The sequence below is a fragment of the Rhizobium sp. O111 genome (assembly GCF_055616315.1).
In genome coordinates this window covers 44,035-70,886 of sequence record NZ_JBSHXL010000003.1, presented here as the reverse complement: position 1 = coordinate 70,886, position 26,852 = coordinate 44,035, and the positions used below count along the sequence as shown (strand labels likewise).

The following is a 26,852-nucleotide window of genomic DNA, read 5'->3' as shown; positions in this document are numbered from 1 at the left end:
CGGAATAAACCGGAGCCGTCGCCCATGGACTACTCGGCGAAGAGTGTTTGCAACTGTTCCATCATCTGCTTCGCGGTGATCTGTCCGGTGAGAGCCTGCTGCATGTTCGTCTGCCACGCGGTGTTGACGAACTCCGTCACGGCCGACGTCTGCGGCAGTACCTTGGCGAAGGGCAGCGACTGCACCGTCGCGTCGACAAAGCGGCGCTCATGCAGTTTCCAGTTCGCCGAACCACTCTTGGTCACGGTCATCTGGCCGGTCGCACTGTTGAACGCGACATTGTTTTCGCCCTCTGCGAGGAAGGAAATCCACTTCCATGCCGCATCTTTCACCGCCGACGACGAAAAGATCGCCAGCGATTCATCGCCGTAGGATGTCCACTGTCCCTTGCCGCACTTCGGCACCGGCACGGCTGATACCTTATCGCCCAGCGCCGCCACGAGATCCTTGGAGGATCCGATGTGATGGATGGTCATGGCCGTCTTTCCGGATTTGAAGGCGGCTATGATTTCCTGGAAGCCGTCGTTCGGTGCCGAGGGAGGGATGACCTTGTCCTTCTGGAACAGGTCGACAACCCACTGGTTGGCAGTGATCGCTTCCGGGGTCGTCAGACCGCCCGGCTTCAGTTCAGCGCCTTGCGACATGACGAACGAGCCCCACTGGTCCCATCCGCCCTTCCCCCCACGCAGTCCGAAGCCGTAGGTATCCGGTGCCTTCGTCAGCTTGATCGCGTCGTCCCTGAACTCCTCGCAGGTGGTCGGCGGTTTCAGGCCCGCGGCCTGAAAGAGGTCGGTGCGATAATAGAGGTAGAGAACGACATACTGGATCGGCAGATAATACTGCTGGCCGTCAGGTCCCTTGTTCAGCTCGAGCAGGTTGTCGAGCAAATCGGCCTTGCCCTTCCAGGCATCGATCCGCTCGCCGAGCGGCTCCAGCGCGCCCATCTCGACGAGCCTCGGCTGTGCGAACAGCTTCACCATGGCGGCGTCAGGCGCGTTGCCGCCCACGATCGACGTGTAGAGATTGTCGTAATAGCTGTTCCATGGAACGTTTTCCGCTTCGATCTTGATATCCGGGTTCGCTGTTTCGAACTTCTTCACCAGATCCGACATCGGATTGGCGGGATTGTCGAAATGGTACCAGAAACGGACGGTCTCCGCCGCCATGGCCTGGCTAAAGGCGGCCGAAGCAGTCAAGGCGGCGCCGAGCGCCAAAGTCTTCAGAATTTTCATGCCTTCCTCCTCTTATTATAACGCTATTGGCGGCCGGTCAGAAGCCTTGCCGCATTTCCCGCCGCATGAAGCGCCTCCCGCGCCGCGGCCAGTTCACGAGTGTTCTGCAAGAACCCGTGCATGACGCCCGGGACGATTTGCAGTTCGTCGTCACGGCCAAGCGCCCAAAGGCGCCGGCCAAGCTCAAGTGTGTCGGAGAGCAGGGGATCTACGGCCGCCGCCATGAGATAAAGCGGAGGCAACGACGCCAAGTCGGCATCGTCAGCCATCAGCGGGCAAGCCAGGGGATTGCCGTCAATCGCCTGCCCGCCGGCATAAAAGCTCCAGTAACGCTGCATTTTCGGCCGCGTCAGGCCGGGGCCATTCTCGAACCGGATATAGGACGGGGTCTCGAACGAGCGGGCGTAATTTCCGTAGAACAGCAAGGCGCCATCGGCCTTGGCTCCGCCGGTTGCCTGCTCGTGCAGCATCGCGGCCAATGCGAGGTTCGCCCCGGCCGAGTCACCCGAGATCAGAACCGGCCCGCTCCTGACGCCTGCCTCCTTCGTCGCGGCAAGGACGCTTCGCAGCGCCGAGACGACGTCCTTGAGCCCGGCGGGAAACGGATCTTCCGGCGCCAACCGGTAATCCGGCAGGACCACGGGCATTCCGCTCTCGACAGCGAGCACCCGTGCACAACGTTCGTGCGTTTCGGGTGAACAGAAGGCGAAACCGCCACCGTGGATGAAAAGAATGACACCGGGGCGAGCGTCTCGCGGAACCAGCACCTTGAGACGGGTCCGCGCCGCTCCCAGGCTCGCGTCTTCGTCCACCCAGACATCGCCGGCGAAATCCATTCTCGGCAAATCGGTATTGCACCGCGCGTTTGCGGCGAGCGATTGAGCACGCCCTTCAGCGGGCGGCAGCGTCGTCGGATCGGGCAGAGCACCGAGTTCCAGGTAAACCGCCTCGATCAAGGCGATCGACTCCTCGGACAGTTCTCCCGACAAATCCACTGACGAGCTCACTGCGTCGCCTCCGGAAACACCTCGGGGGCAAGATCGACAATCGTCGCGATGTGATGCTGCATTGCCTTGGTGGCTCGAAGCGCGTCGCCGCTTTCGATGCAGTCGATAATGCTGCGATGGCGCTCCGCCGTTGCGGCAAGATCCCGGGCCGCGGGGCTGCGGGAAATCTTGAAGCGATGGTTATGAACAAGGCAGCGATGCAGGATCGGGTCGAGGGCCGGAAGGTTTGCGTCCTCGAAAATGCGGCGATGGAAATCCCTGTCGAAGGCGGCCAGCTCCAGTTCGTCACCCATCCTTGCCGCCGACACCATCTTCTCGAACAGCTCGTTCAGATCCCTGATCAACGTCCGGCTCGGCGCCCGCATCACACGCGCCATGCCGTTTCCTTCGATCTGCTGGCGAAGGCGGAACATTTCGATCGCCTCGTCTTCGGTGCATTCCGAGACCTGCGTGCCTCGCCGCCCCTTTCGCAACACGAGTCCCTCCTCCTGTAGCTGCAGCAACGCTTCGCGAACGGTGCCCTGGCTGCATTGGAAATGCGCGGCCAGATCCAGCTCGGTGAGCCCCGTGCCTGGCTCCAGTACGCCGAGCATGATGTCGCGCTTCAGGGCATCGAAGGCGGCCCCCGCCTTTGCCGGCCTGCTCGCTGTCTGCCTGGGAGGAAAATATGCCATGTGCTGGTCCGAAGAGTTGCCAATCTAATCAAGTATCATTATCGATATTGATCTCGATAATGAGCGTCAAGTCAGAAATTTCGATCTGGGAGGAACATGTGGCCGGAATCGAACTGAAAAAAATTGAAAAGTCGTACGGCGCGCTGAAGGTCATTCACGACATCGACGTGACCATCAGGAGCGGAGAGTTCCTTGTGTTGGTCGGACCATCCGGTTGCGGGAAATCCACGCTCCTGCGGATGATCGCCGGCTTGGAGGAGATATCCGGAGGCGACCTGATCATCGATGGCGCACGCGTGAACGACCTGGCGCCGGCCGAGCGCAATATCGCGATGGTGTTTCAAGACTACGCGCTCTATCCGCATATGACGGTCCGCGAGAACATGTCCTTCGGCTTGAAAATGCGGGGCGGGAAGGACGATCGAATATCGGGCCGGGTGGGACAGGCAGCCGATGTGCTGAAGATCGCCGATTATCTCGAGCGGCGTCCAGGCCAACTCTCCGGAGGACAGCGCCAGCGCGTCGCCATGGGCCGGGCGATCGTCAGGGAGCCCGCGGCCTTTTTGTTCGACGAGCCTCTATCCAACCTCGATGCCGCGCTCCGTGTCGAGATGCGGCTCGAGATCGCAAAGCTGCACAACCGCATGAAGGCAACGACCGTCTATGTCACCCATGACCAGGTCGAGGCGATGACACTGGCGGATCGCATCGTCGTCATGAACGCCGGCGTCGTCGAGCAGATCGGCAGGCCGCTCGATCTCTACCACAAGCCCTCCAGCCTCTTCGTCGCCCGCTTCATCGGCAGCCCGACCATGAATACGATACCCGCGACGCTGGCAGCCGATAGCGCGGGCGTTCAGATCCTTGGCCGGCATCTACCGCTTCAGTTGCCCGGTGCGTCAGCACCCTCGACCCGGGACGTTGTTGTTGGCGTCCGGCCGGAAGATCTCAATCTATGTTCCGAAAAGGACGCCTGGTTCAGCGGTGAGTTGATGGTCGCCGAGCGACTGGGCAGCCAGACTTACGGCTACGTCGAAATCGGCCACTCGAAAATGTTGAGCGTCGAGTTTCCGCGAAACAGCGAGCTCACTGTCGGCGACACGATGCATTTCAGCTGCGCAAGCGGGAACATCCACCTCTTCGACGCGAGCAACGGAGCGAGGTTGTCGGGGTGAGGTAAGAAGGTAGGGCCGCCGCGTCGGGCGCATATGCTCTTATTCACCTACCACAGGGAATTGTGGAAGAAACTCTCAGAGCGTGCATCATGATGCTGGTCCCATTGCGCGGACTGGCCAGCCGGGACATGCCTCGCATGAGCCTCTTGCACCCAGCTTTGGACGGGGCTTGTGGCATGCGCAATGGCCTAGGCGCGCCCTTCCCTCGCCTGCAGCATCATCAGCGTAAGGTCATCGACCTCACGGTTCTCGGGAACATTGCTAGCCTTGGGCGTTGCCTGGCCGTAGTCTGGATTGCCGCCTTGAGCGAACTGTCGGTTGGAAGACTTTGTTCCGGTGGTAGTCGATCGAGTGCTGCCACTATTAGCATGGGACATTTTCAAGCTCCGTTGGCGCGACGTGAAATCTCCACACCAAAATGACGCCGCGGCCAAATGGTTCCGGCTCGAAGATCAGGGCTGGAGCGGTTCCGCCCGTCCGCGTATCCGGATTTCAATGCGTCGACGCTCTTGGACATCCCTGCTTGTCCCGCGGTGGGCTGTCACCTCAGACGACAAGCTGGGCCGCCGACATCGGCGACACCGTGACGTCCTTTAGGTTTGCATTGGCCTTCAAGACAATTGCAACCGCGATTGCCCGGCAAGCCCGAGTCCGGCGTTATCGGCCGGCTGGAGAGCGTCGACCGGGAGTCGGCCGTCGATGACACCGATCGAGGCATCGTCCTGGTTTGACGTGCCTCTGGCAACGCGCTGCTCGTCAGTGTGCCCGATCACCTCGACGACGTCGACCTTGTAGCGCAGGTGGGAGCCGACCCGCGTCGGATCAGGTATCGCCCGGAGCGCCTCCCCGTATCGTCCATCGCCGCAAAGGGCGGGGGTTCATCGAGTTCGCGGTAATCGCTCATCGCGGCATGGGCTGACCCCGCGCTGTCGCGACGTGGGTCTGGCGACCGGGAAGCGCTTGGGTTCGCGATCAAAAATCCGTCCGCCGACCAATTTTTTGGCAACGACCTATAGCGCGGCAATCTGGAAGGAACTCGCGCGACAATCTAGATGGGACTGTTGTGTCGCGGACAGTGGGAGTTTAGCAGCGTGATTGACGCTGGCAAGCGGTCATTGCTCTTCTAATTGTCGCGGAGCGTCAATCTGTGTAGCCTCGTTGATTGTCGCGTAGATTGGAGGCCGCCCGCGTTGCCGTTTTGCCTCCATAGCTGAGCGGCGACGGTAGCTCTCGACGTTCATCTCGAAGATCGTGGCGTGATGAACGAGGCGATCCACCGCGGCGAGCGTCATGGCGGGATCTGGAAAAACTTTGTTCCATTCGCCAAAGGGCTGATTTGCGGTCAGCAGGATAGATCGCCGCTCATAGCGTGCCGAGATGAGCTCGAAGAGGACGCTGGTCTCAGCCTGATCCTTTGCGACATAGGCAAGATCGTCGAGGATAAGCAGATCGAACTTGTCGAGCTTGTTGATGGCGGATTCCAGTTGCAGTTCGCGTCGCGCGACCTGGAGCTTTTGAACGAGATCCGTCGTCCTGGTGAAGAGCACGCGCCAGCCGTTCTCGACCAGCGCCAAGCCGATGGCTGCCGCAAGATGGCTTTTACCGCCCCCCGGCGGCCCGAACATGAGAACATTAGCCCCCTTCGCCAGCCAGCTATCTCCCGCCGTCATCGCCATGATCTGCGCTTTGGAGATCATCGGCACGGCGTCGAAGGCAAAGCTGTCGAGCGTTTTGCCCGGCGGCAACCTGGCCTCGGACAGATGGCGTTCGATCCTGCGTCTGTCACGTTCGGCAAGCTCATGCTCGGCGATAATCGATAGGAAGCGGGCCGCGGGCCAACCCTCTCTGTCGGCCTGTTGGGCAAAGTCTGCCCAAAGCATCTTGATCGCCGGCAAGCGAAGCTCGTTCAACATAATGCTCAGACGGCCAGCATCGATATCATTGGGATTGGTCATGCGCGTTCTCCCACCTGGTCGGCGCTGACAAGGACCTCGTAGCCGCTTAGCGGTGCCAGATGGACGGAGACGACGGGTAAGGCGGCGGGGTCGGGCGCAAAGTGCTTTCGCAACTCAGCCATATCGGGAAGCTCGCCGGCATCCAACGTTCTGGCCAGTTGCTCGGCCAGTTCGCGTTCGCAGGTTCGCTCATGGGCCAGCGCCAGGATCTCGACCATGGTCTTGCAGGCCTGCTTGTCGGTCAGCCGCTCCAGCAAGACCTCGAAGGTTTGCCGATATTCCAGCCTCGGGAAGAGCTGGTCTCGGTAGACGAGCCGCAATAGCGCCATCGGCTTCTGACGGAGCGAGTGAATGACGTGCCGGTAATTGACGACCTGGCTGTGGCGACCATCTGGATGTCCCCGCCCTCGGGAAAGCGTCATGAGATAGGTGCCGCCGACGAACACATCAAGTCGGTCATCGAAGAGGCGCACCCGTAGCCGATGACCGATCAAGCGGGAAGGCACACTGTAGAAGACTTTGCGCAGCGAGAAGCCGCCGGTGCGCATCACCCTGACAACCACCTCCTCGAAGTCTGTCGTCCTGCGCTGCGGCAGGTCCTGAAGATGAGGTCTTTCTGCCTCGATACGCTTGAGATTGTGTGCATTGCGGCGGCTAACGATCTCATCGATGAAGGCACGGTAGGCGGCAAGATCGTCGAAGTCGTTGCTGCCGCGCATGAGCAGCGCATCACGGATCTCTGCCTTGATATGCCCGTGCACGCTCTCGATCGAGCCGTTCTCGTGGGCGATGCCTTTGTTATTGCGCGTTGGCTTCATGTGATAGTGAGCGCAAAGTTCCTCGTATCGACGCGTCAGATCCTCCTGCTCGTCGGCAGTCAGGTTGCGGAACGCCGCCGACAGGCTGTCGCTGCGATGGTCATGCGGCGCGCCGCCAAGGGACCACAGGGCGTTTTGTAGCCCTTCCGCCAGGGCGACAAAGCTCTCGCCGCCGAGGATGACATGACCATGTTCGAAGCCGGAATAGGCAAGGCGGAAGTGATACAGGAGATGATCGAGCAACTGGCCGGCGATCGTGACCTCCAGACTATCCATGTTGGTGAAATCCGAAAGGCCCAACCGGCCGGGCTCGTGAACCTGCCGGAAGATGACCTCCTGCTCTGCGCCATGCACAGCGCGCCAGGAGCGAATGCGCCGCTCCATCGTCCGACGAATGCCGTCCCCAAGCTCCGGGTGGCGGCGCAACATCTCCTCGAATATCGCCACCGCCCGTATTCCGGGCGCAGCCTGAAGCAGCGGCACGATCTCGGCGTCAAAGATATGGGCCAGTGGATCCGGACGCCGGCGCTCTCGCGGTTTTGTTTTTTGAGATGGCAGACGCGGATCCTTCTCGATCCGGAAAGCTGTCGTGCGGCCGATCTCGGCTTTTGCGGCAGCAACCGTGACGGAATGATTTTGACGTAACTTCATGAAAAGCCTCATTTGATGATCGTTTACATGGCGACCTGGCACAAAGTGATTCTCCGGTTATGGAAAATCGCCAGATTGACCGCGATCACAGGCGCAAGGCATGCCTGAATTTGCGCCACGGGTGGTGGGCATAACTTCGATCGGGCTACGCCCTCACTCCGTTACGCCCACCACCCGCAAAGTCCCATCCTGATTGTCGCTCGAATTCCACGTTGATCGTCGCGCGGCAAACGACCGATACTGCTTCGAAAAGAGCAACGGAACGCCGCCTCGTCCTGGTAGTCCGAATCCCCTTATTGAGAATTCCCTTTAACTCCACTCCTCCCTGATTTGCCAGCTTGGTCAGGCCGAGATCGCCTTGCCTTCATATCGGAGACGGAAGTGTCGACGCTGGAAGTCGTCGGCGAAGCAGACAAAGACCAACTCCAGATCATGGTCGGTATCGCGCTTTCCCAGGATGCTCAGTGAGGCGACAATGACACCGGTGAAGCCACGGGTCAGACGGAAGGCGGCATTGCGCACCTCTGTCGGTGCCGGATCGCGGCCGTTGTCGCGTCGTTCGTATATGATCCAGAAGCGGGCGACGTCCCATGTGAGGCGCAGCATTTCCCTTACCTCGGCTAAAAACTCCTCCGCACTCTTCGAGGGCGACCAGACCAATGTTGTCTCTCCGGCGTCACTCACGGCGTTGAAGTAGCCGTCACACGGACGGCCTGGCGTAATCGCCTGCTCGATCAACTCGAATGCAGCGCTTTCGGAGATTGTGGTCTTGAAAAGGATAGTCATGGAATCGGCGCGGAGAGGTTGTCGCTTGACGATACCTAGCAAAGCGCGAAAAGGCAAAGCGGGCGCGTCAGAGGCCTCGCTCCACGCCAGCCTGCATGAACGCCGACAGGTAAGTTATCGTAAAGTCGCGATATTCGACGTACTTCCGCCGCGAATGCATGAAAACCGCATGAAAGTCCTGAGTGTGAACGCCACTGGGATCGCGGGTGAACGCGTGAATAGCTTGGCTGCATCTCCAGGAGGGTGGCGGGTCCAAGGATCGAACGTCTTTGGAGAGGATATTCCGCGCGATCGTACAGTCGCGCAATGGCGTCGACTACGTGAGGTTCGCTTGCCAGCGACGGCTTGGACGAGCTTGTCTGCAAGTTCGACTCTGGATCGAGGGATCGAGAGCCGGTGGCTCGAAAGATCCCTAGTGCAAGGTCGGCTCTAATGACAAATGAGGGTGGCGGGCATGGAACGTCATGATCAGGCTCATTGCACGAATCGCCACATCCTCGGCGAAAGCAACGTTGGTACCGGCTAGATCGTCCGCGGCCTCCCGCAGCGCCACTCCGACCGAACGCATGACCATCTCGAGCGCGTCTTCGCCTTCGGACGCCGCCAATTCAGCGGTATCCGCCAGCGTAACCGCCAATCCTTCCAGGACAGCGCGCCGTTCGAGTGGGGGAAGTCTGCTGAAGTCTGAAATGGCTTTCATTTGCATTCGAGTTTGGCCCCGACGTTCTCGCGCGTATTGCGCGCCTCTTTGGGGACATATTTGGCTGCCCCCGCGGGGACGCGTTCCTTCTTGGCCTGAAATTTGATGTGGTGGTCCCGGCCCGGGGCAATGAGAGCACGATCCCGCGCGCGGCCTCTTGATGTGGTTGCCATCTTTTTCCCCGTTTCCATCACGTTGAAACTCGCATGGGTACAATCGGTTCCGGGCAGGCAGTGGAAGTCATTGGACCAGGGGGTAGAGGAAACGCGACCGGTGCCGTATCCTCGTATGCCCTCGGACGTCGTCCTCAATGAACCGGAGCGGAGGATGCGCGTTCACATGTGTCCCCGCCGATTCCGACGTAAATCAAGATCAATGTGGAGGCCGCGCCCGCCAAATTGCCCGACCGCTTGTTCATTGATGCGGCATCTCAACGGTTTAAGACGCACCATCAGGTTCTTCTTCGTCGACCGCATCCGACCGGCCGCGCGAGGCCCTCAGCGCGAAACGTCGGCAATGTTCGAGGTACGCGGCCTCGTGGATGGCAACCAGATCAACCACCGCGTTCCAAAGCCAGGACGGCGCCTCGATCGGGACATCATGCTGTCTTTCCAGTTCAGCGAGCCAGCGGCCGCGATCCACGGCGTTGAGCTGGCGGGCATGCGCCGTGCCGACAACGCGCGCGAGAAAACCCGCCACGGCCACGGCTTCGTCCCGGGACAGCTCCTCGATCTCAAGCTTAAGATCCTGTGGCAGCAGTTCGCGCACGAAGACTGGGCGGTCGAGAAGATGACCCACGACCATTCTCGATCCTAGATATGGCGACAGCGCGGTTGCTCCCTGTCGTACTCGCGCGGCGGGATCCTCGGGCATCGGCGCGTCTGGATCATGTGGCGCGGCGGCGGAAGTCGCTTCCTTGATGTCCATTAGACAATAGCGGCGGTCATCGCCCCTACCGACCTGGAGAAGGACCGCCATGCGCAGACGCCCCAGCGAACTGCAGCCCTTGCGCCAGTACGCCGCATCCTTGACCTTGACCCGCTCAAGATCTTTCCCGTGCCGTAGGATTGTCACCAGTTCACGAACATCGTCCCGCCCAAAAAAGCTGTCGATCTCTCGTCGCTCCTCCTCGGATAGTGGCCAGAAGCGAGATCCGAGGGGCAGGACGGCCTCGCCTTCGATCCTTTCGTCAGCCAGATGCCTCCACGACCGACGCGCCGCCGCGCGCAGGGCGTGCTCGACGGTCTTCGGAATATTCGCGACATCGGCTTCTGGTAAGGCGTCCGGCCGGAACGCGGAGGCGTAGCCCTCGACCATTCTTTCGATCATCAACGCCGTGACAACGCCCGGAAGATCGGAGGAACGCGCGGCCATTGCCAGGGATAGGCCGAGCCGCACCAGATCGTGTGCCGGATTTCCAACCACCGTCTGGTCGAGATCGCGTATCTGAATGGCGAGCCCTCCACTTCCGCTCCCCACGGGGCCGAGATTGCCGACATGGCAGTCGCCGCAGATCCATAGCCGTGGCCCGGACGGAAGCTCGACCCGATCGGCTCGATCAAGCCATTCGTAAAACCGCTTGGTGCTCCCCCGAACGTAGGCGTGGGCCGAAGCCGCCATTTTCCGGTTCTTATGTGCAAGTAGTATGCGCAGGCGATCTTCGGGGAGAACATTCGTTTTCATGGGAGCCCGTGGATCCGTGGAGCGTGGCTGGAGGGGGGGGGACAAGAGTGTTGCGGGAAAATCGGAAGCACGTCCATTGCGGGTTAAAGTGGCGGGCGCCACTCGAGGGACAAGATAGCCAGCAAAACTCCAATGCGATCGCGATGCCGTCCGACAAACCCGGAGAGGCAATCCGCTGAGCGCGGACGGTCGGACGGCATGGCGTGTAAATCCATGGCTCGCCGGATTGTTCCGCCACCCGACCAGAGCACTTAAAATGTCGATGGAGCGCCTGACCTGATGCGGGGCGTCTTGAAAGCCGAAAGACCCGCCGGGCGGGTGATCCGGGTCGTAAGACCTTCAGGACCAACCGCAGCCTCAAGCTTGGTGTATCAATCCGCAACTTTCAGTTATTGCAGTTACAGGTCTCTTTCGCTGTATTTGCGGCCAAGGAGAAATCATCATGGCCAGCCAGATTGTTCAGTTCGCTAGGCTGTCAGATCGCGACCAAAAAACAGCGACGTCCTTGCCAAAGTTGGTTGCCGGAGACAGGCTGGAACTCCATGTTCGTGATGCAGGCGGCAAGGAGCGCACGCTCCCGATCCCGCCCTCGGCCGCCGCAGCCGTCGAGGCCCTCCTGAGGCACATGCTGCGCGGGGAGCGGGTTGCCGTACTGGCTGAGGACCAGGAACTGAGCCCGAGTGAAGCTTCAGCCATTCTCGGCATCTCTCGTCCGCTCGTCGTCTTGCGCATGGACCGGGGCGACCTGCCATTCCGTTACGTCGGCAAACACCGTCGCGCCCTCCTGAAGGATGTGCTCGCGTTGAAGTCGAAGCTCGACAAACGAAAGACGGCAATGGAAGCACTTGCCGAGGACACAGAGGACCTGATCGAGACCCATGGCCCCTAATCCGGCCGTCGCGGTCTACGATGCCTGCGTCCTCTACCCCTTCCACTTCCGCAACATTCTGATCCAGTGCGCCTTCGACGGTCTCGTCGGGGCGCGCTGGACCGACGATATACATGATGAGTGGATGCGCAATCTCGCCGCCGTTATCGTCACCTGGAACCTGGGGACTTTCCCGCGAGAGACCTTCTCGCCCATGGTGTAACCAGCAAGTCGCCTGATGATTTCCTCACCGATCTGCATGCGGCGTTTCCGGAAGCGCTCATCTCCAGTGTCAAAAGTGCGAGGCATAATCTGCGCAAGACGATCCCATCGGTTGAGGCTTTCGTCGACGCGCTTCAACGTTCTTTCCTCCTCATAGATGCGGTGTGGCTGGGCCTGGTGGCCAAGAATTTCTATCGCCAGCAGCTCGGCGACCTCATGCTTCCCTCTCCCAACCTCGTTATCGCGGCAGCCTTCTACGTCTTGTTTACGATCGCTATCGTGGTACTGGCGGTGCGGCCGGCAGGTTCTGTGTGGGGCGCGGTCGGATACGGTGCCGTCCTTGGGCTTGCCGCGTACGGCACCTACGACATGACCAACCTTTCGACGTTGAAGGGATGGCCCGCTAGCCTCAGCATTGTCGACATGATCTGGGGGACCGTTCTAACGAGCGTTGCAAGCGCCTGCGGGTATGCCGTCGCCCGTGGCATGGCCTAGCAGAACTGAACGCCGCATTGACGATATACGAGACCTACACCATCTATTCGGGATGCGCAAAAAAGAGAAGAACGACGTCGAACTCATCCGGGGGTGGACGCTGCCAGCGTCCGCGACTTTAGGGTCCGCGGTGCGCGCCAAGGGTATACTCCAGGAAATTCAGGCTCGTCTCCCCGCTGCTTCGAAGAAGTCCATCTCATTGGATGGCGTTGAGCTAACATTGGCGTTGTCGGCCAGCGAGAAGGCCGCTTTCCACGCCGCCTCGTCGATCATCTCGAGTACAGTAGCCGAGGCCGAGACACTTCCGGTAATCCCACGCGAAATCCAGGACATTCTAACGATCAAGCCGACCGAAAGGCACCGATGGCTGGCGGACGGCCGACTTCCAAGCGCGGGAACCCGAACCGTCCGATTGAACGGACGCGCTCGGCAGATCACGTTCCACGTCTTCGATCCTAAGGTTGTTGAAGACTTGCTCGACCGAGGTGTTGTCGATGAGTGGCGCGTTGAAGATGCCGAAGCCAAAGCTGAGAAACGTCAGAAGAAGGCTTACGAGGCGAAGTTGAAGAGGTCCCTCAAGACGCGTGCCAAGACAAAGGAAGCAAAGCGAGAGGAGCCAGATGACGCGGCATCGCAGCTACGAGGTTGGGACGAATTCGACATCGACGGCCTGCTTCGCTGAGCGCGACGCCGGCTCTCCCTTTCGCGCCGCCATCTGATGAGATAGCCGAAGCCTGGCCCGATCGAAATCCCGCCAATGACCCATTCGGTCAGCGTCAATGGACTTCGTCCGGGTCGTGCCCGGTCAGATAGAGGAGTAGGAAAAATGCCATGACGCCGGCGGCAATCATCGCCAATGCAACAAGCAGTTTTTTTGCGAGAACCCTGCTTGCGCATCCTCTTTGAAACCGAGACTTGAGCAAGCTAGTGGATTTCCCTTGAGCGATAAGGCCAGTGCCATGCCATCCCGCCCGTCAATGGAAGTTCCTTGCTTTCACCTTGAGGGTGTCGATGTGCAAGTCCCGCACAAAGATATCCCGCACCTGCGGGACAGGCCTTGGGCGATCCCTCGAGTCAGGACTTCCCGGCGATCCATGAGCGAACTCGTCTCCCCTGCCTGTCGGTATCTTCACGTCGATCTCGCGATCCGCAAGTCCTGACAGGTCTCCGCTGAGATCGAAGAGCTGCTGGGCGACCAAGTGCACGACGTCACCCTCACGCTGGATTTTGCCGTGGATCGCCATCATCGACGCGCCAAGCACGACGCGACGGCGCTTTTCGAACAGCGAGGGCCACACGACCACGTTGGCGGGCCCCGTTTCGTCCTCGATCGTGATGAACATGACGCCCTTGGCGCTGCCTGGCTTCTGCCGGACGAGCACTAGCCCGGCGGTGCATACCCACCGTTTGTCACGCGCGTTCATGGCGTCCGCGCAGGTGACGATGTTTCGCCTCTCGAGGTCTTTTCGCAGGAAGGCGATCGGGTGCTCACGAAGCGTCAGCCCAACATGGCCATAGTCCTCGACCACATTGTGCCCTTCGGTCATTTGTCGAAGTTCGACTTCCGGCTCCTGCTGTTCGGGAATGACGGCCGCTTCGCGCTCGGCGGCGGCCGCGAAAAGGGGAAGCGGCTTGTCGCGGAGTGCCTTGATCGCCCAGAGCGCGTCGCGTCGCTGGAGCTTGAGCGACGGCAGGAACGCGTCTGCCTCGGCAAGCTGAACAAGCGCCTCGGTCGGAACATTAGACCGCCGCCACATATCGTCGACGGTTTCGAAATCCTTGTTCATGCGCGCGGCCACGATCCGGGCGACGTCGGCGACGGCGAGGCCCTTCACCATCCGCATTCCAAGACGAACCGCGTGGCGGTCCGTATTACCGATGCGCTCGAGCGTGCAGTCCCACCTGGAATTGTTGACGCAGACCGGACGGATTTCCACGCCATGCTTGGCGGCATCGCTCACGATCTGCGCGGGCGCGTAGAACCCCATCGGCTGGCTATTCAGCAAGGCCGCGCAGAAGACGTCGGGGTGATGGCACTTAATGAAGTTGCTGGCATAGGCGATCAAGGCAAAAGACGCGGCATGGCTCTCCGGAAATCCGTAGCTGCCGAAGCCCTCCAGCTGAGAGAAGGTCTTCTCCGCGAATTCAGCGGAGTAGCCGTTCTTCACCATGCCGCCGACGAGCTTGTCCTTGAACCGTGACACCCCGCCCGTGAACTTAAACGTCGCCATACTTTTGCGCAGCTGGTCCGCCTCCCCGCCTGTGAAGCCAGCACAAACCATGGCGACCCTCATCGCGGACTCCTGAAACAGCGGGACGCCGAGCGTCTTGCCGAGGACGGCCTCAAGCTCGGGTGTCGGATAGTCTACCTTCTCCTTGCCCTCGCGGCGGCGGAGATAGGGATGGACCATGTCGCCCTGGATCGGTCCCGGCCGCACGATCGCGACCTGGACGACCAAGTCATAAAAGGTCCTTGGCTTCAGACGGGGAAGCATCGCCATCTGCGCGCGAGACTCGATCTGGAACGTACCAAGGGTGTCAGCCTTCCGGATCATCGCATAGGTCGCCGCGTCTTCCTGGCGGATATTCGTAAGATCGAGGTCGTCGTCCTTGTGCTCTCGGATTAGATCGAAGGACTTCGCCATGCAGGTCAACATGCCCAAGGCCAAAATGTCGACCTTCATGAACTTGAGCGCCTCTATGTCATCTTTGTCCCACTCCACGATCTGTCGATCCTTCATTGACGCCGGCTCTATGGGAACGAGATCGTCCAGGCGGTCATGGGTCAGCACGAAGCCGCCCGGATGCTGCCCGAGATGGCGGGGCGCGCCCATGAGCTGCTGGGCGAGCTGTAATGTCAGGACCAGGCGACGGTCGTTCGGGTTGAGGTTGAGCTCCTTGACGTTCCTGTCGCTGACTTCCTCCGACCACGACCACATGCCCGACGACAACGCTTTGATGACGTCCTCAGGCAGGCCGAGAGCTTTGCCGACGTCTCGGATCGCGCCCTTGGCACGGTAGCGGGTAACGGTGGCGCAGAGAGCTGCCTTCTGATGCGTGTAGGTCTTGTAAATCCACTGGATGACTTCTTCACGGCGCTCGTGTTCGAAGTCGACGTCGATGTCCGGCGGCTCATCGCGCTCCTGGCTGACAAAGCGCTCGAACAGGAGGTCGTTCGTGGACGGATCGATGGACGTCACGCCCAGGATATAGCAGACCGCGCTATTGGCAGCCGATCCCCTGCCCTGGCAAAGAATTCCCTGCGAACGCGCGTAGCGCACGATCGAGAAGACCGTCAGGAAATACGGCGCATACCTCATCGTCTTGATGAGATCGAGCTCGTGCCGGACCGTTTTCAAGACTTCAGGCGGCAAGCCCTCCGGATAGCGATTAGGTGCGCATTCCCACACATAGTGTTCGAGGGATTCCTGCGCGGTCATGCCGGGAACGATCGCCTCCTCGGGATACTGGTAGGTCAGCTCTTCGAGCGAGAACTTGCAGCGGTCGACGATTTCCATCGTCCTCGCCAGGGCTTCCCTATATCTCGGGAACAGGCGCGCCATTTCTTCGGGAGGCTTGAGATATCGGTCGGCATGGCGCTCGCGCTTGAAACCGACGTCGTCAATGGTCGTGTGCTCCCGGATGCAGGTGACGACGTCCTGGAGCTGGCGTCTCGAGGGCTCGTGGAAAAGGACGTCGTTAGTGACGACGGTGCGGACCCGGTGCTTCGTCGCCATATTGCTCAGCTCATGTAACCGCATCTGGTCGTTTGGGCGACGCCGGAGGGAGAGCGCAAGGTAGGCTCGGTCACGGAAGAGGTCGGCGACCTTGCGAAGCTGGACTGCGCATCTCTCGTCCGGAAGGTCGGGTACGAGAACAGCGAGAAGTCCTTCGGCGTAGAGCGCGACATCGTCCAAGCTCAGGATGCAGTTGCCCTTCCCGCCGCGCGATTTCCCGAGCGTCAGAAGGCGAGTCAGCCGCGAATACGCGGCCCGGTCTGTCGGGTAGACAAGCAGTGACATCCCGTCCGTCAGGTCGAGGCGGCATCCAACGACAAGGCGGACGCCGATGGCGCGGGAGGCTTCCAGCGCCCGGACGATCCCCGCCAGGGAGTTGCGGTCAACAACGCCGACTGCGTCAATGCCCAGTTCCTTCGCCGTCGTGAACAGCTCGTCGGCCGACGATGCTCCCCGAAGAAACGAGAAATGCGTGGTTACCTGGAGTTCCGCGTACCTCATGACACGTCCCTGCCCTTCACGCGAAGATTCCGTGGATGAACCACTTGTGCGAGCCCGTGCCCGCATCGACCCCGTCGCCTGAGCGGTAGAGCCAGAAGCGCCCGCCAGCGTCGTCCTCAACGACGAAGTAGTCGCGAACAGCATCGGCCTCGGAGGTGCGGACCCACCATTCGCCGAATACGCGCTCGGGGCCGTCGGCGCACCTCACGCGACGACGCTTGCCACGCCATGAGAACCAAGCCGGAGGATGGTCGGGCATCAAAGCCATGACCTCGACAGCGTCCGGGCGGTCCAGCAGTCGCACGGGCCGCTTCCAATCGTGGACCCAAGTCTCGTTGACGGCTTCCGCGGCCGCGGCGATGCGATGGAAGCTTCGTTCGGGAACGTCGGACGCGACAGGAGCTAACCGATAGACCCTGTTGCCGCGGTTGCCGAGGATGTCGATCAGCGGCGTGACGTCATCGTCGTCATCATCGACGAGCGACGACGAGCGCTGTTCCTCCTCGAGCGTTTCCGACATGACGGCGACGAGCGTCAGCCGTTCGATTCCGAAGCCCGGCTCGATCTTCTCCGTGCGGTCCTTGAAGAGCTTTGTGAGCCACGACACGTCGCGCGCTGGCTTGGCTGTTCCGGCGCGGATCGCCTGGCGCGTCCCGTCGGCCTTCTCGACGATGAGGTCGGTGCGACGGACGCCCAATCCCTTGCGCTGGAGTTCGCCCACCAGTTCCACGACAAGTCGCCCGACGTACCTGTTGATTGTCTCGGCAGCGCCGATCGGCTCCGCGAATTGGCGGGTCACCTCGATCCATTCGGGTGATCGGATGGGCTCGATCGGCTCCGAAGTGCGCCCATACATCTGGTCGATGCGTCTGCCAAGTTCAGGCCCGAAGCGAAGCGCAAGTGGGGCGCGTGGAGTGTTGGCAAGCTCGCCGATGAATTTGAAACCAAGAACCCGAAGGTCATCGACGACCTTTGGGGGAAGCCGAAGAAGAGATAGCGGAAGCTTTTCGACGGCGCGAACGATCTCGCCACGGGGAACGATCACAGTCTCTCGGGTGATCGCGCGAGCGCAAGCATGGGCCGCGCCCCAGGTGTCGGCAATCGCCACGCGGGCGGTCAGCCCGGTCGCGCGGAAGCGATTGGCGACACCCGTCAGCATCGGCTCCTCGCCACCTTGGAGGTGGTCCGCGCCTTCGGTGTCGAGAACCAGCCCATCCGTGCCATCGACCGCGACGATCGGGGAATAGATGCCGAGCGCCCAGAGCGCGATACGCTCGAGGGCGGCTGCGTCGGCGGCCGGGTCGGCATCGACCATCATCAACCCCTGGAACAGGGCCTGCGCCTTCGCTGCAGGCATGCCGACGCGCAATCCAGCCTTGCGTGCGGCAGCGTCGGCGGCGGCGACCCAGCGCTTCGAGCCCGACCTCGCGATAACGGCGATCGCCTGCTCAGGCTGAATAGAGGGATCGCCCCGCCGTACCCTGTCGGTCGAAAGATCGGGAAGAAATATCGAGACGACCCTTGTCATCACAGGCTCCAACTTCAAACTCAGCACACTCGCCGGCACGCGATCTCATCAATTCCAAAAGCCACTTCGCTCGCCCCACACCCGGCACGGGCAGCGGGTCCGATGGCAGCGCGCTCACCCTCCACCTCGTCACCGACGCCGTCGGCTGTCCGAAGTCGTTCGCTTCAGTCTGCCGTCGCCAACGCCGCACCACGATCCCGAGTGTCCCGGACTTCTCCGCGGCGAGCTGCAGTCTTCGCGACGACACCATTGGCAGGCGGACGAGCTCGCCGACGACCGCGCCGAGGCGACCGTAGCTGAGAGCCTCCTCCATGCTGGCGAGGACGTCCTCCTCCCTGCCGGCCTCGACGAAGATGACCCGGTCGGGATGGAGGCCTGCCTGCGCTAGCGCTGGCATGAAAAGGTCGGGCCTTGTCAGGCACCAGACGATCTTGCCCTTCGTCCTTGCGGCAACACCTGCGGCGAAGAGAGCGGCCGCCGCACCGTCGACGGTGCCTGACCCACCACCGGCGAATTCATGCAGTGCCCCGTATGCCAGGCCGCCGCCCGGGAGTACGGCATCGATCTCCGGGACACCAAATGGCAGACAGCCAGCCTTCTTTGCTACGCCGCCCTCGATCGAGGAGATGCGTTCGCGCAGTTCAGCGATGGCTAGCTCGCGGGCAGCCGACATCGGTCACGAATCCTCTGGAAGTCGCGGTGGACAGGTACGACATCATGCCGTGAAAACTCGGTTGTTCTCTTTCTGTTCCGTATCGATGACGGCGTCAAGATGCCTTGGAAACCGGAATCTTACGGCGTGGATTAGAGATTCGAAAATTTAGCGAAACGAATCAATTTGGTAGCGAACGCGGCTAAGGCGGTGACCTGGTTGAAAATATTTTTAAGTGGGTTAAAGGTTGGGCTCGACTTCTAAATGTAGCTGGCTCAAGCGCGGCGACAAGGTTTAGCAGTCCTTCCGGGCCTTCATCGCGCTGGCCAGCATGTGCGTACGCTCTAGTTACATATTGAAAACAGCGAGCCGACAGGATGCCGTCACCGCGACCCTACACTACCCTCACACCCCGATGGCCGTTATCTCGTGGTGAAAAGTCGGCTTTGGCGATTGAGCAATCCACCTTGAATTAACCGGCAAGCATGGGACGAGCTTGGACAGTTTGTAGATGAGAATGTTCGGCATAACGAGCGCCCTTTCGGCCTCGCCGGCTACCGAAACATGCTGCTCGATGACTTCAAAACCGTCCCCGACCTCCACTCCCAAGCAACGAAGATCGTGTGCGAGCCGCCGTTACCGATGGCGCGTCTGGAATTTCGAGCTTCACCGATCGGCAGCTTTGTCGGGCTCCCCGTGAACGGGCGAGAGATTTCGTTTACGGAACAAGTGATCTACAAATTTGCCAACGCGAAAATCGTGGAAGTATGGTCGGTGATCGACAAGATCGACAAGATCGAAATCGAGAAGCAGCTTTCCAATTATGGGCTCGCGCGCCATACAGGTGGAAGCCGCCTCAAGTCCAGGACATGAACCTGGTCGCCACTCAATGATCATCTTCGCTGTCGGCGGGTACCACAATTCCGACGTATCGTACGGGCTCGCATTCGCATCACGAAAACCCCTACCAAAGCACATCACCGTCACATAGACGCCTTCGGAATTACAGACCCGGTACGACTGCTGTTGCGGCCGATGTGCTATGATGCTGTCACTGATCGCCTTTGCCAGGATCGGCGCGTCCTGAGGATGCACCCTCGCGAGATAAACCTCGATTGGAAGGCCCTGCTCGGCTTCGGCAGGGTCGACGCCAAAAAGCGTTGCCAGGGCGTTGTCGGCGTACAATACGTTCTCGGGAAGGTCCACGTAAAAAAACCTGAATCGGGCACTTCGTTTCCAAATAGCTCGGTCGAAAAGGTCGTGGCCCGTGGGGAATTTGGGGTGCTTGGACGCTGTCCGTACGAGCGCCTTGTGCAGTTTGGCTAAACGAACGAGCTCCGATCATTGGATAAGTTGGGCCGACCGGAAAAGAGTGACAATTCCGCGACCCAAGCGATTAAGGAAACCACTCGGTAACCGAGTTTTGATGTCACCGGTTGACCGAATCAGGAATATTCGGAAACGTTTTATTAGCGACCTGAGTCCGGCTTTCCTACAAGGAACCCCAATGACTTACTTCACCGAAAAGGCCGACTTGCTGAACGTCATGGCGAACGCAAGCCGTTTACAAGTTTTGACGACATTACGAGATGGAGAGATGGGCGTCGGCAAGCTCGCCGAGACTGTTGGCCTGAGCCAGTCTGCTCTCTCCCAGCACTTGGCCAAACTTCGAGCAATGGACCTGGTGTCCACACGGCGTGATGCTCAGGCAGTTTATTATTCTGTGAAGTCCGACAGGGTTTATGCCGTATTGGACATGCTAAGCGACTTGTTCGACGAGACCATTGAAGTCCGGTCACTGATCGCTAGCTGAAGAAACTTACACTTTATACGAGGCGTTTCTCGGCGGTAGTCCGGCTTTGGGGGCAAACGCTTCCACATGGCGGCCTTGGATGCCCGTCGACAGCCGCTTGACACAAACCCTTATGGGTTTGAGCGCTACTTCGTATCTGGATTTAAGCGGCCCGATCGATATCGCTCGGCTGACGCCATCCCGCACCTTCAGTTGCTATCCAGATGCCCAATCTCCAAGGGGCCAAAGCTGCTATTCGTTCCCCAATCGGCCGCTCAACTGAAATCGTGCACCCTCGGGAGGATAATGAAGCGATGCATTCCCTTGAAAGTGCGGGGCCACCATCTTTTCGATAAGTCGCGATCCAAATCCGGTACGCGTCGGCGCAACCACCGGCGGTCCGCCGTGCTCTACCCAATCGAGCGAAAACTCTCCGCCAGCGGAGGCCCGCCACGTTATGGTTACTCGTCCGGCCTCATTTGAAAGTGCTCCGTACTTGATCGCATTCGTGGCAAGTTCATGAAGTGCCAGAGCCAGCCCCAGGCCCTGCTGATCCGAGAGGACCACGGATCGATCACCGCGCACGTCAAACCGACCTGACCTGCTATCGTGGAGGTCAAGTATCGAAGAGATGACTTGATCGATCTCGGTATCAACCCAATCGGATTGGGTGAGAATGTCCTGGGCCCGACCAAGTGCCGATATACGTCCCATGACGGCTTCTTGGGCTTCCTCTACAGAGCGCGCGTTTCGCAGACTTTGCGCGGTGATGGCCTGAACGATGGAGAGTAGGTTTTTCATCCGATGCGTAAGCTCTCGAGCGAGCACCACCCGCTGAGCGTTCTTGTCCTCAAGGGCGCTTTCGCGATCGTGAGACTGCTTGAGAGCGTCTGCAAGCGTGTAGGCCGCCCCCGCGAACCTCGACAGGCTCCTCAGGAGCCGCATGTCCTCTGCATCGAACTTATCGCCGTCCTCGTGCAAAATCCCCCACACCGTGCCGATGGGGCGGCCGCTGACATAGAAAGGCGCAAGGATGATCTCGTTTATGTAAGGCCTCAAGTCTCGGGCCGCGGGATAAAATCGGCCGGGCTCGCTCATCATCAACGCCTGATCGCGATCGATCACCGTGCCACAAGGGCTCGCCGCGACCGGCATCGTTCCGCCGACCATCGGCGCAAACCCGCCGGAGGTCGCGATCCAACGCAGAACGTCGCCATCTTCGCTCGTTTCGAGAAGCGTTATTCCAGACGATTTTGCCCGACATAATTCCAAGATCGCATCCGAAAGCTTCTGCAGAACGACGCGCGGAGATTTATTCAGTAGCTCAGCGAGCTCAGAAAGAACTCTCGCCTCCCCCTCGAAGTCGCTTGGACGACCTGTCTCGGTAGCCAGTCGCTGGGTGATGATCAGGTCATCGACCCGGCTAACTGGCTCGAAAATGTCGATAGCTTTCATTGGCCTGATCGAGTGTGGAGTTTTTGTTTATTAATATAGGTAAGCTAAGCCGACGCGCGGCGTTTTCAAGATTTGCGCTGCTTATGCCGTCTAAGACTCAACTATTTGTCTAACACATGAAGTTGATCCAGTTGCCTCCCCACCAGAGTCAGGCCCAATATTTTCTGCGCGTCGACACCCAGCTCCTAATCTTTGACCTCGGCTCCGCTCCGCTGTGACGAGACAATTTTTAGCCACCTGAGGACCTCTCGTTCGGAGTACGGCTTGCCCACGAAGCCGATCGGGTTCCACTGGTGAGCCACCTCACGCGTCGCTTCGTCCAGATTGCCCGAGACAAACAGCGAAGGGATGTTCCATCGTTGGCGCAGTTCACCTGCTGTCACAATGCCGTTCGATCCACGAGCCAGATTGACATCCATGATGGCCACGTCGACTTTGCCTTGAACCTTCTCGGCGAGGGAGATCGCCTGGTGCATATCCGAGGCCTGGCCGACCACCGTGTGTCCGGCGTCTCGGAGCATGTCTTCCAAGTCCATGGCCAGAAGCATTTCGTCTTCAACGATCATCACCCTGAGCAGCATCAAGCCTCCCTTGGGAGTGTGAGGACAGCGCGATAGCGATCGTCATGCTGACTATCGTCGAATTCCCCACCGACCTGAGCCACCATCGAACCAATCAGCCTTCTACTCAAATCCGTCAGGACGATTGGCTTCTTGCCGCCACTGACAGTGATAGACAGGTCAAGGCCGTTATCGCCGCGGCGCATGATCTGTACCTCGTATTCGTCCAACGTCTCCGCCCGAGAAAGCGCGGCCGTCAAAATTTCGTTGATGATCACCGAGACCGGAATGGCCCTCTCCGGCGTCAGTTCGACCTCCTCCGCGTCGACGGTCATGCGACCTTCATGATCCGCGCCTACAATGTCCAGGCAAAGTTTGTGAAGATGGGTAGCCATATCGACACTGAGGGCATTTCCCGCCCTGTAGAGACGCTCGTGCACTGAAATTATCGCCCGGACCCGGGAGATGGCCTCGTCAAACGCGGCGGCCGTTACAGGAAAGTGGAGACGACGCGCCTGCAATCGAAGGGTGCTTACGACGAGTTGGAGACTGTTCTTAACCCGATGATTGAGTTCAGCGAGTAGTCGTTCCTGTGCTTTCAGAGCCTCCTCCAGCTCGGCTTGACGGACCCTATCCGGGGTCACGTCCATCAGGACACCGATCATCCTTACCTTGCCGCCAGCGGTTCGCAGTATTTCGCCTCGCGAAGCAATGTGCCGCACCGCGCCGTCCGGTAGCACGATCCGATAATCGAAAACGAAGGCAGTTTGATCTGGCGATCCTGCCACGGCCGCGAGGTTCGCCCGGATTTGGACAAGGTCATCCGGGTGCATGCGAGCAAAGAACGGAGCCGCCACCGGACCAGCCTCGCCTACCGCAAAACCGAACATTTGGTCGACGATTTGGCTACGCCTCCAGATGTCAGTTTCAGGTTCGTATTCCCAAGTGGCCAGGTCGGCAGCGTGAAGGGCGACCCTCAGCCTCGCGTCCGCCTCCCTATTTCGCAACACGCTTTCCGTTACATCCATCGGATTTTGAATGATGAAACTCACCGCTCCTGTGTCGTCGAGAACTGGAGTATGGATCGGCATCCAAAATTTTTGGGAAAATCCTCCGCCCAACCGAGGAATGTCATATTGGATGACCGCCATCTCGTGGGCCTTGCGCGTCTGGAGCACATGCTTGAGCGACACCTCGAGAGGCCCTTGCTCGACCGTTCCCGGAGCGTCCGGGTTCTCCGGGAAGGCCTCAAGGATATGGCGGCCGACTATATCTTCGCGGGTGCGGGAGGTCAGAGCCAAGTAACTGTCGCTTGCACCTACGATCGCGAGGTTTCCGTCGAGAACGAGATACGGTTGCGGCATGCCACTAAGAATGGCGGCGAAGTTCGGGACTGCGGTCATTCTGGCACTCTGCGTTCGTCGCTCGGCAGGACAGCGACTTCCTTTCCGACGGCTCGGATGCAGGAGATAGGGCATATCACCATGCACAACAAGCGCCCGTCACGGTCCAACTTGCGTCCTGCTCACAAGGTTCCGGGATTAGACCCGTTTCTCGAACGAACAAATAACGCCGTTTTGAGATAACGCATTGGCTGATCAGTGATACACCAAGCTGCGGCAGATTGCATGACCCGCCGATTAAAAGGAATGGCCAAGTTGCTCGATGAACACTCACCGGAATTCGAAATCGTGCCCGCGGGATGGAACGAGTTCGAAAGATCGGCCGCATTAAGGTCATTCAACGTCCTTGATACGCCCACCGAACAGGATTTTGACGATATTGCCGCGGTGGCATCGCGGTTTTGCGGCGCACCGATCGCGGTCGTCAATCTGGTCGACACAACAAGGCAGTTTTTCAAAGCGGAGATTGGTCTGGGTGTTCGGTCAACGCCACTCGAAACCGCTTTTTGCCGTCACGCGCTGCTCGAGGAAGATGTGCTTGTCATTCCGGATGCCACCGCGGATCACCGTCTGGACTGCAATCCCTTGGTAACCGGTGCGCCCCACATACGGTCCTACGCCGGTGCCCTCATGAAAACTACCGATGGGTTTCCGATTGGCACGGTCTGTGTCCTTGATTACAGGATACGGGATTTCACGGCCGAACAAGTGGAAATGCTCCGCTTTCTCGCCCGTCAGGCGATGGCCCAGCTTGAACTGAGACGAACTGTCGCCAATCAACGGGAATTACTTGAACGTGCGGTGCGCGCCGAGCGGGCGAAGGCGAATTTCGAGCGCGTTGTCAGGCAGGCGTCGGACTTCATCGGCATCGCCGACACGGACGGAAACGTCTTGTTCTTGAATGACGCCGCCCGGGAGTTGGTCGGCCTGCGACAGGGCGAGCCTCTTCCGCCAAGGGTGATGGATTACATCGCGCCGGATGATCATATTCTCTTTCGGGAACAGGTCGTGCCGGTCGTCAGGGCCGGAGAAAGCTGCGAACAAGAAATTCGTCTGCGTCACTTCGAAAGCGGTGACCTTGTGCCGGCTTTGTACACGATGTTTCCAATTCGGGACGACGATGGTGCGATCGCCGGGTTTGGCGTGGTGACGAAGGACCTCACCGAGATAAAGGCGGAGGAATCCCGCCGTGCTGGCATGATGGCCGAGGCGGCTCACAGGGTCAAAAATACACTTTCGATCGTTCAGGCGATCGTATCTCAATCTGTGAGAAACGCTGTCACGCTCGACGATGCCAAGGAAGCGATCTCGAAGCGAGTTGTGGCGTTGGCACGGGCACAGGACCTCCTGACAACAGCGCAAGGCAACGTCGGGGACATTACGGAAATCGTATCCAATGCGCTAGCGCCACACGATTCGGGAGTGGGACGTTTCAATACAAGGGGCCCGCCGCGAAAATTGGATGCTGGTCAGGCGATGGGTTTGTCACTCGCGCTTCACGAGCTGGCGACGAATGCTGCAAAGTATGGAGCGCTCTCAGGTGATTCCGGCATTGTGGAGATCGAGTGGAGCTTGCGAGAGACCGGCGAGTTCAGTTTTCGATGGTCGGAGACCGGAGGCCCGCCCGTCGTCGTGCCAGAAAAAACAGGCTTTGGGACGCAGTTGATCCGCCGGATGGTCGCACCATACTTCAACGGCGACGTGAAGCTTGAGTATGAGCCGCTCGGCTTCCGCTTCAGCTTGGAAGGTCGGCTTCCTCTGGAGAGCTGAGCTGGCCAATTATCGCGCATGTCCGGTACACCAAGGTCATGTTCACGGCGGGATATCATTGACATGGTTGTGGCGAGATGTTTTCCCCAAGTCCCAAACGAAACATATGTTCAGAAACGATAGCCTGATTGCTGCCTGGTGGGGTGTCCGCCAGGTAGCAATCAACGGGTTATTCCGTGACCACGAGCATCTCCACATGAGCAAGATGCGTTTCCAGTGCTGGAAGCGTTTCCTTTGCAAATCCCACAATCGTCTGATTGTCTCCCGATCCAGCGTAGGTTCGAAAAAGCCCTACCGCCTCCATATGTGCCTGCGCCGCATATCGAGGTACGGGTCATCAAAGTCCTTTCCCTTGGCGGCACTTAGCTGATCCATCATCTTCCGATGCTTGGGAGCTAGGTCGGCGGTCGCCGGGGCTTTGATCGTCTTCGCGCGGAGTTCGACCGCGTCGTTGTATTTGAACCCCGTTCCGACGGAGCCGACATATTAAGTCGGTCATTTTCGGGCCACTAGCAGCAAGCTTCCCAGGCCGTTTCGGGCTGTCGACGTTTTCTCGTAACCAACGATGAAAAAGCTCTCCGAGGCAATGCAATTCACCTTGATCCAATCGGCAGTCCGTCCCGACCTGTAGGCGCTGTCCGCATCCTTGAAGATGATGCCATCGAGGCAATGTCCGCACGCGGCTCGGAAGATCGCGCCGCCCTCACCGTCGTTTTCCTCCGAGAATTGGATCAGTCCATCGCGATCAGCAAGCAGCTGTTCAAGCAGATGTCGGCGGCTCGATACTTCCATCGTCTGCAGGTCATGGCCATCACAATACAGCAGGTCGAAGGCGACGTAAATTGAACTCGAAGATGGCAGCTTGCCGCCTCGCCCACCCAGTGACCGCTGAAGCGCACCGAAATCCGACCGGCCTTCATCGTCCAGCACCGCTGCTTCTCCATCCAGGATAGCGTTCGGAACACCAAGTTTGCGAGCTTCAGCTATCGGCGGAAAGCGCCCGGTCCAACCATGCCCCGCAGATTACCAGTGCGGTTCCGCAAGCTCATATTTGTTTGGCGAAAGGTCAGCATCGTCGAAGAGAAAAACCGAACCGCCCGCGACCGCGATTACATCGGTCCGTGTGTACGACTGCGTAGATGTCATATGGAACCGTCTAGCCCGATTGATCGTTAGGATCAGCCTCAA

General features: G+C 59.5%; 24 protein-coding genes and 4 pseudogenes. 9 read left to right on the top strand and 19 right to left on the bottom strand.

The genetic code is table 11. The features are described from left to right. Positions 1 to 29: 29 nt before the first annotated feature. From ACVTFQ_RS26105 to ACVTFQ_RS26095, 3 genes are read right to left on the bottom strand one after another with little or no spacing between them, the layout of a single operon-like run. Complete coding sequence (locus ACVTFQ_RS26105; RefSeq protein ID WP_111563929.1) at positions 30 to 1,232, bottom strand: ABC transporter substrate-binding protein; 1,203 nt, start codon at positions 1,230 to 1,232, stop codon at positions 30 to 32. Between the two features lie 23 nt (positions 1,233 to 1,255). Beyond that, on the bottom strand, positions 1,256 to 2,239 hold the full coding sequence (locus ACVTFQ_RS26100) for an alpha/beta hydrolase (protein WP_210208059.1): 984 nt from the start codon (positions 2,237 to 2,239) through the stop codon (positions 1,256 to 1,258). Further along, positions 2,236 to 2,913, bottom strand: a complete 678-nt coding sequence (locus tag ACVTFQ_RS26095) for a GntR family transcriptional regulator (protein WP_470424212.1) — start codon at positions 2,911 to 2,913, stop codon at positions 2,236 to 2,238. Before ACVTFQ_RS26095 ends, ACVTFQ_RS26100 begins: the two co-directional genes overlap by 4 nt. 98 nt (positions 2,914 to 3,011) lie before the next feature. Between ACVTFQ_RS26095 and ACVTFQ_RS26090 the strand changes: the two genes are divergently transcribed. Beyond that, positions 3,012 to 4,088, top strand: a complete 1,077-nt coding sequence (locus tag ACVTFQ_RS26090; RefSeq protein WP_470424211.1) for an ABC transporter ATP-binding protein — start codon at positions 3,012 to 3,014, stop codon at positions 4,086 to 4,088. Between the two features lie 188 nt (positions 4,089 to 4,276). Here the strand turns inward: ACVTFQ_RS26090 and ACVTFQ_RS26085 are convergent, their stop codons facing one another. The 7 genes and pseudogenes from ACVTFQ_RS26085 to ACVTFQ_RS26055 form a co-directional block, all read right to left on the bottom strand. Then, positions 4,277 to 4,465, bottom strand: coding sequence for a hypothetical protein (locus ACVTFQ_RS26085; RefSeq protein ID WP_146618521.1), 189 nt, complete (start codon positions 4,463 to 4,465; stop codon positions 4,277 to 4,279). 75 nt (positions 4,466 to 4,540) lie between these two features. Next, a pseudogene (locus tag ACVTFQ_RS26080) lies at positions 4,541 to 4,885 on the bottom strand (OmpA family protein); the annotation flags it as partial. A 315-nt stretch (positions 4,886 to 5,200) separates the two neighbouring features. Then, positions 5,201 to 6,043 carry an IS21-like element helper ATPase IstB gene (istB, locus tag ACVTFQ_RS26075; RefSeq protein ID WP_113178757.1) on the bottom strand — a complete coding sequence of 281 codons (843 nt, stop codon included), beginning with the start codon at positions 6,041 to 6,043 and terminating at the stop codon, positions 5,201 to 5,203. Next, a complete protein-coding gene (istA, locus tag ACVTFQ_RS26070; RefSeq protein ID WP_113178755.1) occupies positions 6,040 to 7,554 on the bottom strand; it encodes an IS21 family transposase in 1,515 nt (504 codons plus the stop codon). The genes istB and istA overlap by 4 nt, the downstream gene beginning before the upstream one ends. Positions 7,555 to 7,854: 300 nt before the next feature. Next, positions 7,855 to 8,298, bottom strand: coding sequence for a hypothetical protein (locus tag ACVTFQ_RS26065; protein ID WP_470424210.1), 444 nt, complete (start codon positions 8,296 to 8,298; stop codon positions 7,855 to 7,857). Positions 8,299 to 8,710: 412 nt separating this feature from the next. Next, positions 8,711 to 8,998, bottom strand: coding sequence for a hypothetical protein (locus tag ACVTFQ_RS26060; RefSeq protein ID WP_470424209.1), 288 nt, complete (start codon positions 8,996 to 8,998; stop codon positions 8,711 to 8,713). A gap of 438 nt (positions 8,999 to 9,436) precedes the next feature. Beyond that, complete coding sequence (locus tag ACVTFQ_RS26055; protein WP_470424208.1) at positions 9,437 to 10,681, bottom strand: DUF2252 family protein; 1,245 nt, start codon at positions 10,679 to 10,681, stop codon at positions 9,437 to 9,439. 442 nt (positions 10,682 to 11,123) lie between these two features. On the opposite strand from ACVTFQ_RS26055, the gene ACVTFQ_RS26050 reads away from it, so the two are divergent. The 5 genes and pseudogenes from ACVTFQ_RS26050 to ACVTFQ_RS26030 all read left to right on the top strand — a co-directional run bounded on the left by ACVTFQ_RS26050 (position 11,124) and on the right by ACVTFQ_RS26030 (position 12,948). Then, entirely contained in the window at positions 11,124 to 11,570 is a 447-nt protein-coding gene (locus ACVTFQ_RS26050) for a MerR family transcriptional regulator (protein ID WP_111563922.1), read from the top strand. Beyond that, positions 11,560 to 11,772 carry a hypothetical protein gene (locus tag ACVTFQ_RS26045; protein WP_470424207.1) on the top strand — a complete coding sequence of 71 codons (213 nt, stop codon included), beginning with the start codon at positions 11,560 to 11,562 and terminating at the stop codon, positions 11,770 to 11,772. Before ACVTFQ_RS26050 ends, ACVTFQ_RS26045 begins: the two co-directional genes overlap by 11 nt. Continuing rightward, positions 11,724 to 11,855: pseudogene (locus tag ACVTFQ_RS26040) on the top strand (PIN domain-containing protein); the annotation flags it as partial. The gene ACVTFQ_RS26045 and the pseudogene ACVTFQ_RS26040, both read left to right, overlap by 49 nt. Positions 11,856 to 11,873: 18 nt before the next feature. Next, the gene (locus tag ACVTFQ_RS26035; protein WP_470424605.1) at positions 11,874 to 12,266 is read left to right on the top strand and encodes a DUF2177 family protein; all 393 of its coding nucleotides are present in this window, start codon (positions 11,874 to 11,876) and stop codon (positions 12,264 to 12,266) included. A 52-nt stretch (positions 12,267 to 12,318) separates the two neighbouring features. Further along, a complete protein-coding gene (locus tag ACVTFQ_RS26030; protein WP_112436051.1) occupies positions 12,319 to 12,948 on the top strand; it encodes a hypothetical protein in 630 nt (209 codons plus the stop codon). A 292-nt stretch (positions 12,949 to 13,240) separates the two neighbouring features. Here ACVTFQ_RS26030 and ACVTFQ_RS26025 read toward each other — a convergent pair whose 3' ends face one another. Genes ACVTFQ_RS26025 through ACVTFQ_RS26015 form a run of 3 tightly spaced genes read right to left on the bottom strand, consistent with a single transcriptional unit; the run spans position 13,241 to position 18,705 of the window. After that, positions 13,241 to 16,504, bottom strand: a complete 3,264-nt coding sequence (locus ACVTFQ_RS26025; RefSeq protein WP_470424206.1) for an error-prone DNA polymerase — start codon at positions 16,502 to 16,504, stop codon at positions 13,241 to 13,243. Positions 16,505 to 16,520: 16 nt separating this feature from the next. Next, positions 16,521 to 18,032 carry a Y-family DNA polymerase gene (locus ACVTFQ_RS26020; RefSeq protein ID WP_470424205.1) on the bottom strand — a complete coding sequence of 504 codons (1,512 nt, stop codon included), beginning with the start codon at positions 18,030 to 18,032 and terminating at the stop codon, positions 16,521 to 16,523. Beyond that, positions 17,953 to 18,705: an ImuA family protein gene (locus ACVTFQ_RS26015; RefSeq protein ID WP_111563919.1), complete on the bottom strand. Its 753-nt coding sequence runs from the start codon at positions 18,703 to 18,705 to the stop codon at positions 17,953 to 17,955. Before ACVTFQ_RS26015 ends, ACVTFQ_RS26020 begins: the two co-directional genes overlap by 80 nt. 450 nt (positions 18,706 to 19,155) lie before the next feature. On the opposite strand from ACVTFQ_RS26015, the pseudogene ACVTFQ_RS26010 reads away from it, so the two are divergent. After that, a pseudogene (locus ACVTFQ_RS26010) lies at positions 19,156 to 19,464 on the top strand (ester cyclase); the annotation flags it as partial. Here ACVTFQ_RS26010 and ACVTFQ_RS26005 read toward each other — a convergent pair. Then, the gene (locus ACVTFQ_RS26005; protein ID WP_470424204.1) at positions 19,351 to 19,890 is read right to left on the bottom strand and encodes a PAS domain-containing protein; all 540 of its coding nucleotides are present in this window, start codon (positions 19,888 to 19,890) and stop codon (positions 19,351 to 19,353) included. The pseudogene ACVTFQ_RS26010 and the gene ACVTFQ_RS26005 sit on opposite strands and share 114 nt — an antisense overlap. Before the next feature lie 301 nt (positions 19,891 to 20,191). On the opposite strand from ACVTFQ_RS26005, the gene ACVTFQ_RS26000 reads away from it, so the two are divergent. Next, entirely contained in the window at positions 20,192 to 20,497 is a 306-nt protein-coding gene (locus tag ACVTFQ_RS26000; protein WP_112436053.1) for an ArsR/SmtB family transcription factor, read from the top strand. Between the two features lie 231 nt (positions 20,498 to 20,728). On the opposite strand, the gene ACVTFQ_RS25995 is transcribed toward ACVTFQ_RS26000, so the two are convergent. The 3 genes from ACVTFQ_RS25995 to ACVTFQ_RS25985 form a co-directional block, all read right to left on the bottom strand. Next, entirely contained in the window at positions 20,729 to 21,931 is a 1,203-nt protein-coding gene (locus ACVTFQ_RS25995; protein ID WP_413397169.1) for a sensor histidine kinase, read from the bottom strand. A gap of 185 nt (positions 21,932 to 22,116) precedes the next feature. Continuing rightward, entirely contained in the window at positions 22,117 to 22,512 is a 396-nt protein-coding gene (locus tag ACVTFQ_RS25990; RefSeq protein ID WP_470424203.1) for a response regulator, read from the bottom strand. Next, the gene (locus ACVTFQ_RS25985; protein ID WP_470424202.1) at positions 22,512 to 23,894 is read right to left on the bottom strand and encodes a sensor histidine kinase; all 1,383 of its coding nucleotides are present in this window, start codon (positions 23,892 to 23,894) and stop codon (positions 22,512 to 22,514) included. Before ACVTFQ_RS25985 ends, ACVTFQ_RS25990 begins: the two co-directional genes overlap by 1 nt. Positions 23,895 to 24,119: 225 nt before the next feature. Between ACVTFQ_RS25985 and ACVTFQ_RS25980 the strand changes: the two genes are divergently transcribed. Beyond that, positions 24,120 to 25,664, top strand: coding sequence for an HWE histidine kinase domain-containing protein (locus ACVTFQ_RS25980; RefSeq protein WP_112436057.1), 1,545 nt, complete (start codon positions 24,120 to 24,122; stop codon positions 25,662 to 25,664). Between the two features lie 169 nt (positions 25,665 to 25,833). Here the strand turns inward: ACVTFQ_RS25980 and ACVTFQ_RS25975 are convergent. Continuing rightward, positions 25,834 to 26,039: pseudogene (locus ACVTFQ_RS25975) on the bottom strand (DUF4142 domain-containing protein). A 120-nt stretch (positions 26,040 to 26,159) separates the two neighbouring features. Beyond that, positions 26,160 to 26,651, bottom strand: coding sequence for an ATP-dependent DNA ligase (locus ACVTFQ_RS25970; RefSeq protein ID WP_470424604.1), 492 nt, complete (start codon positions 26,649 to 26,651; stop codon positions 26,160 to 26,162). Between the last annotated feature and the right edge of the window lie 201 nt (positions 26,652 to 26,852).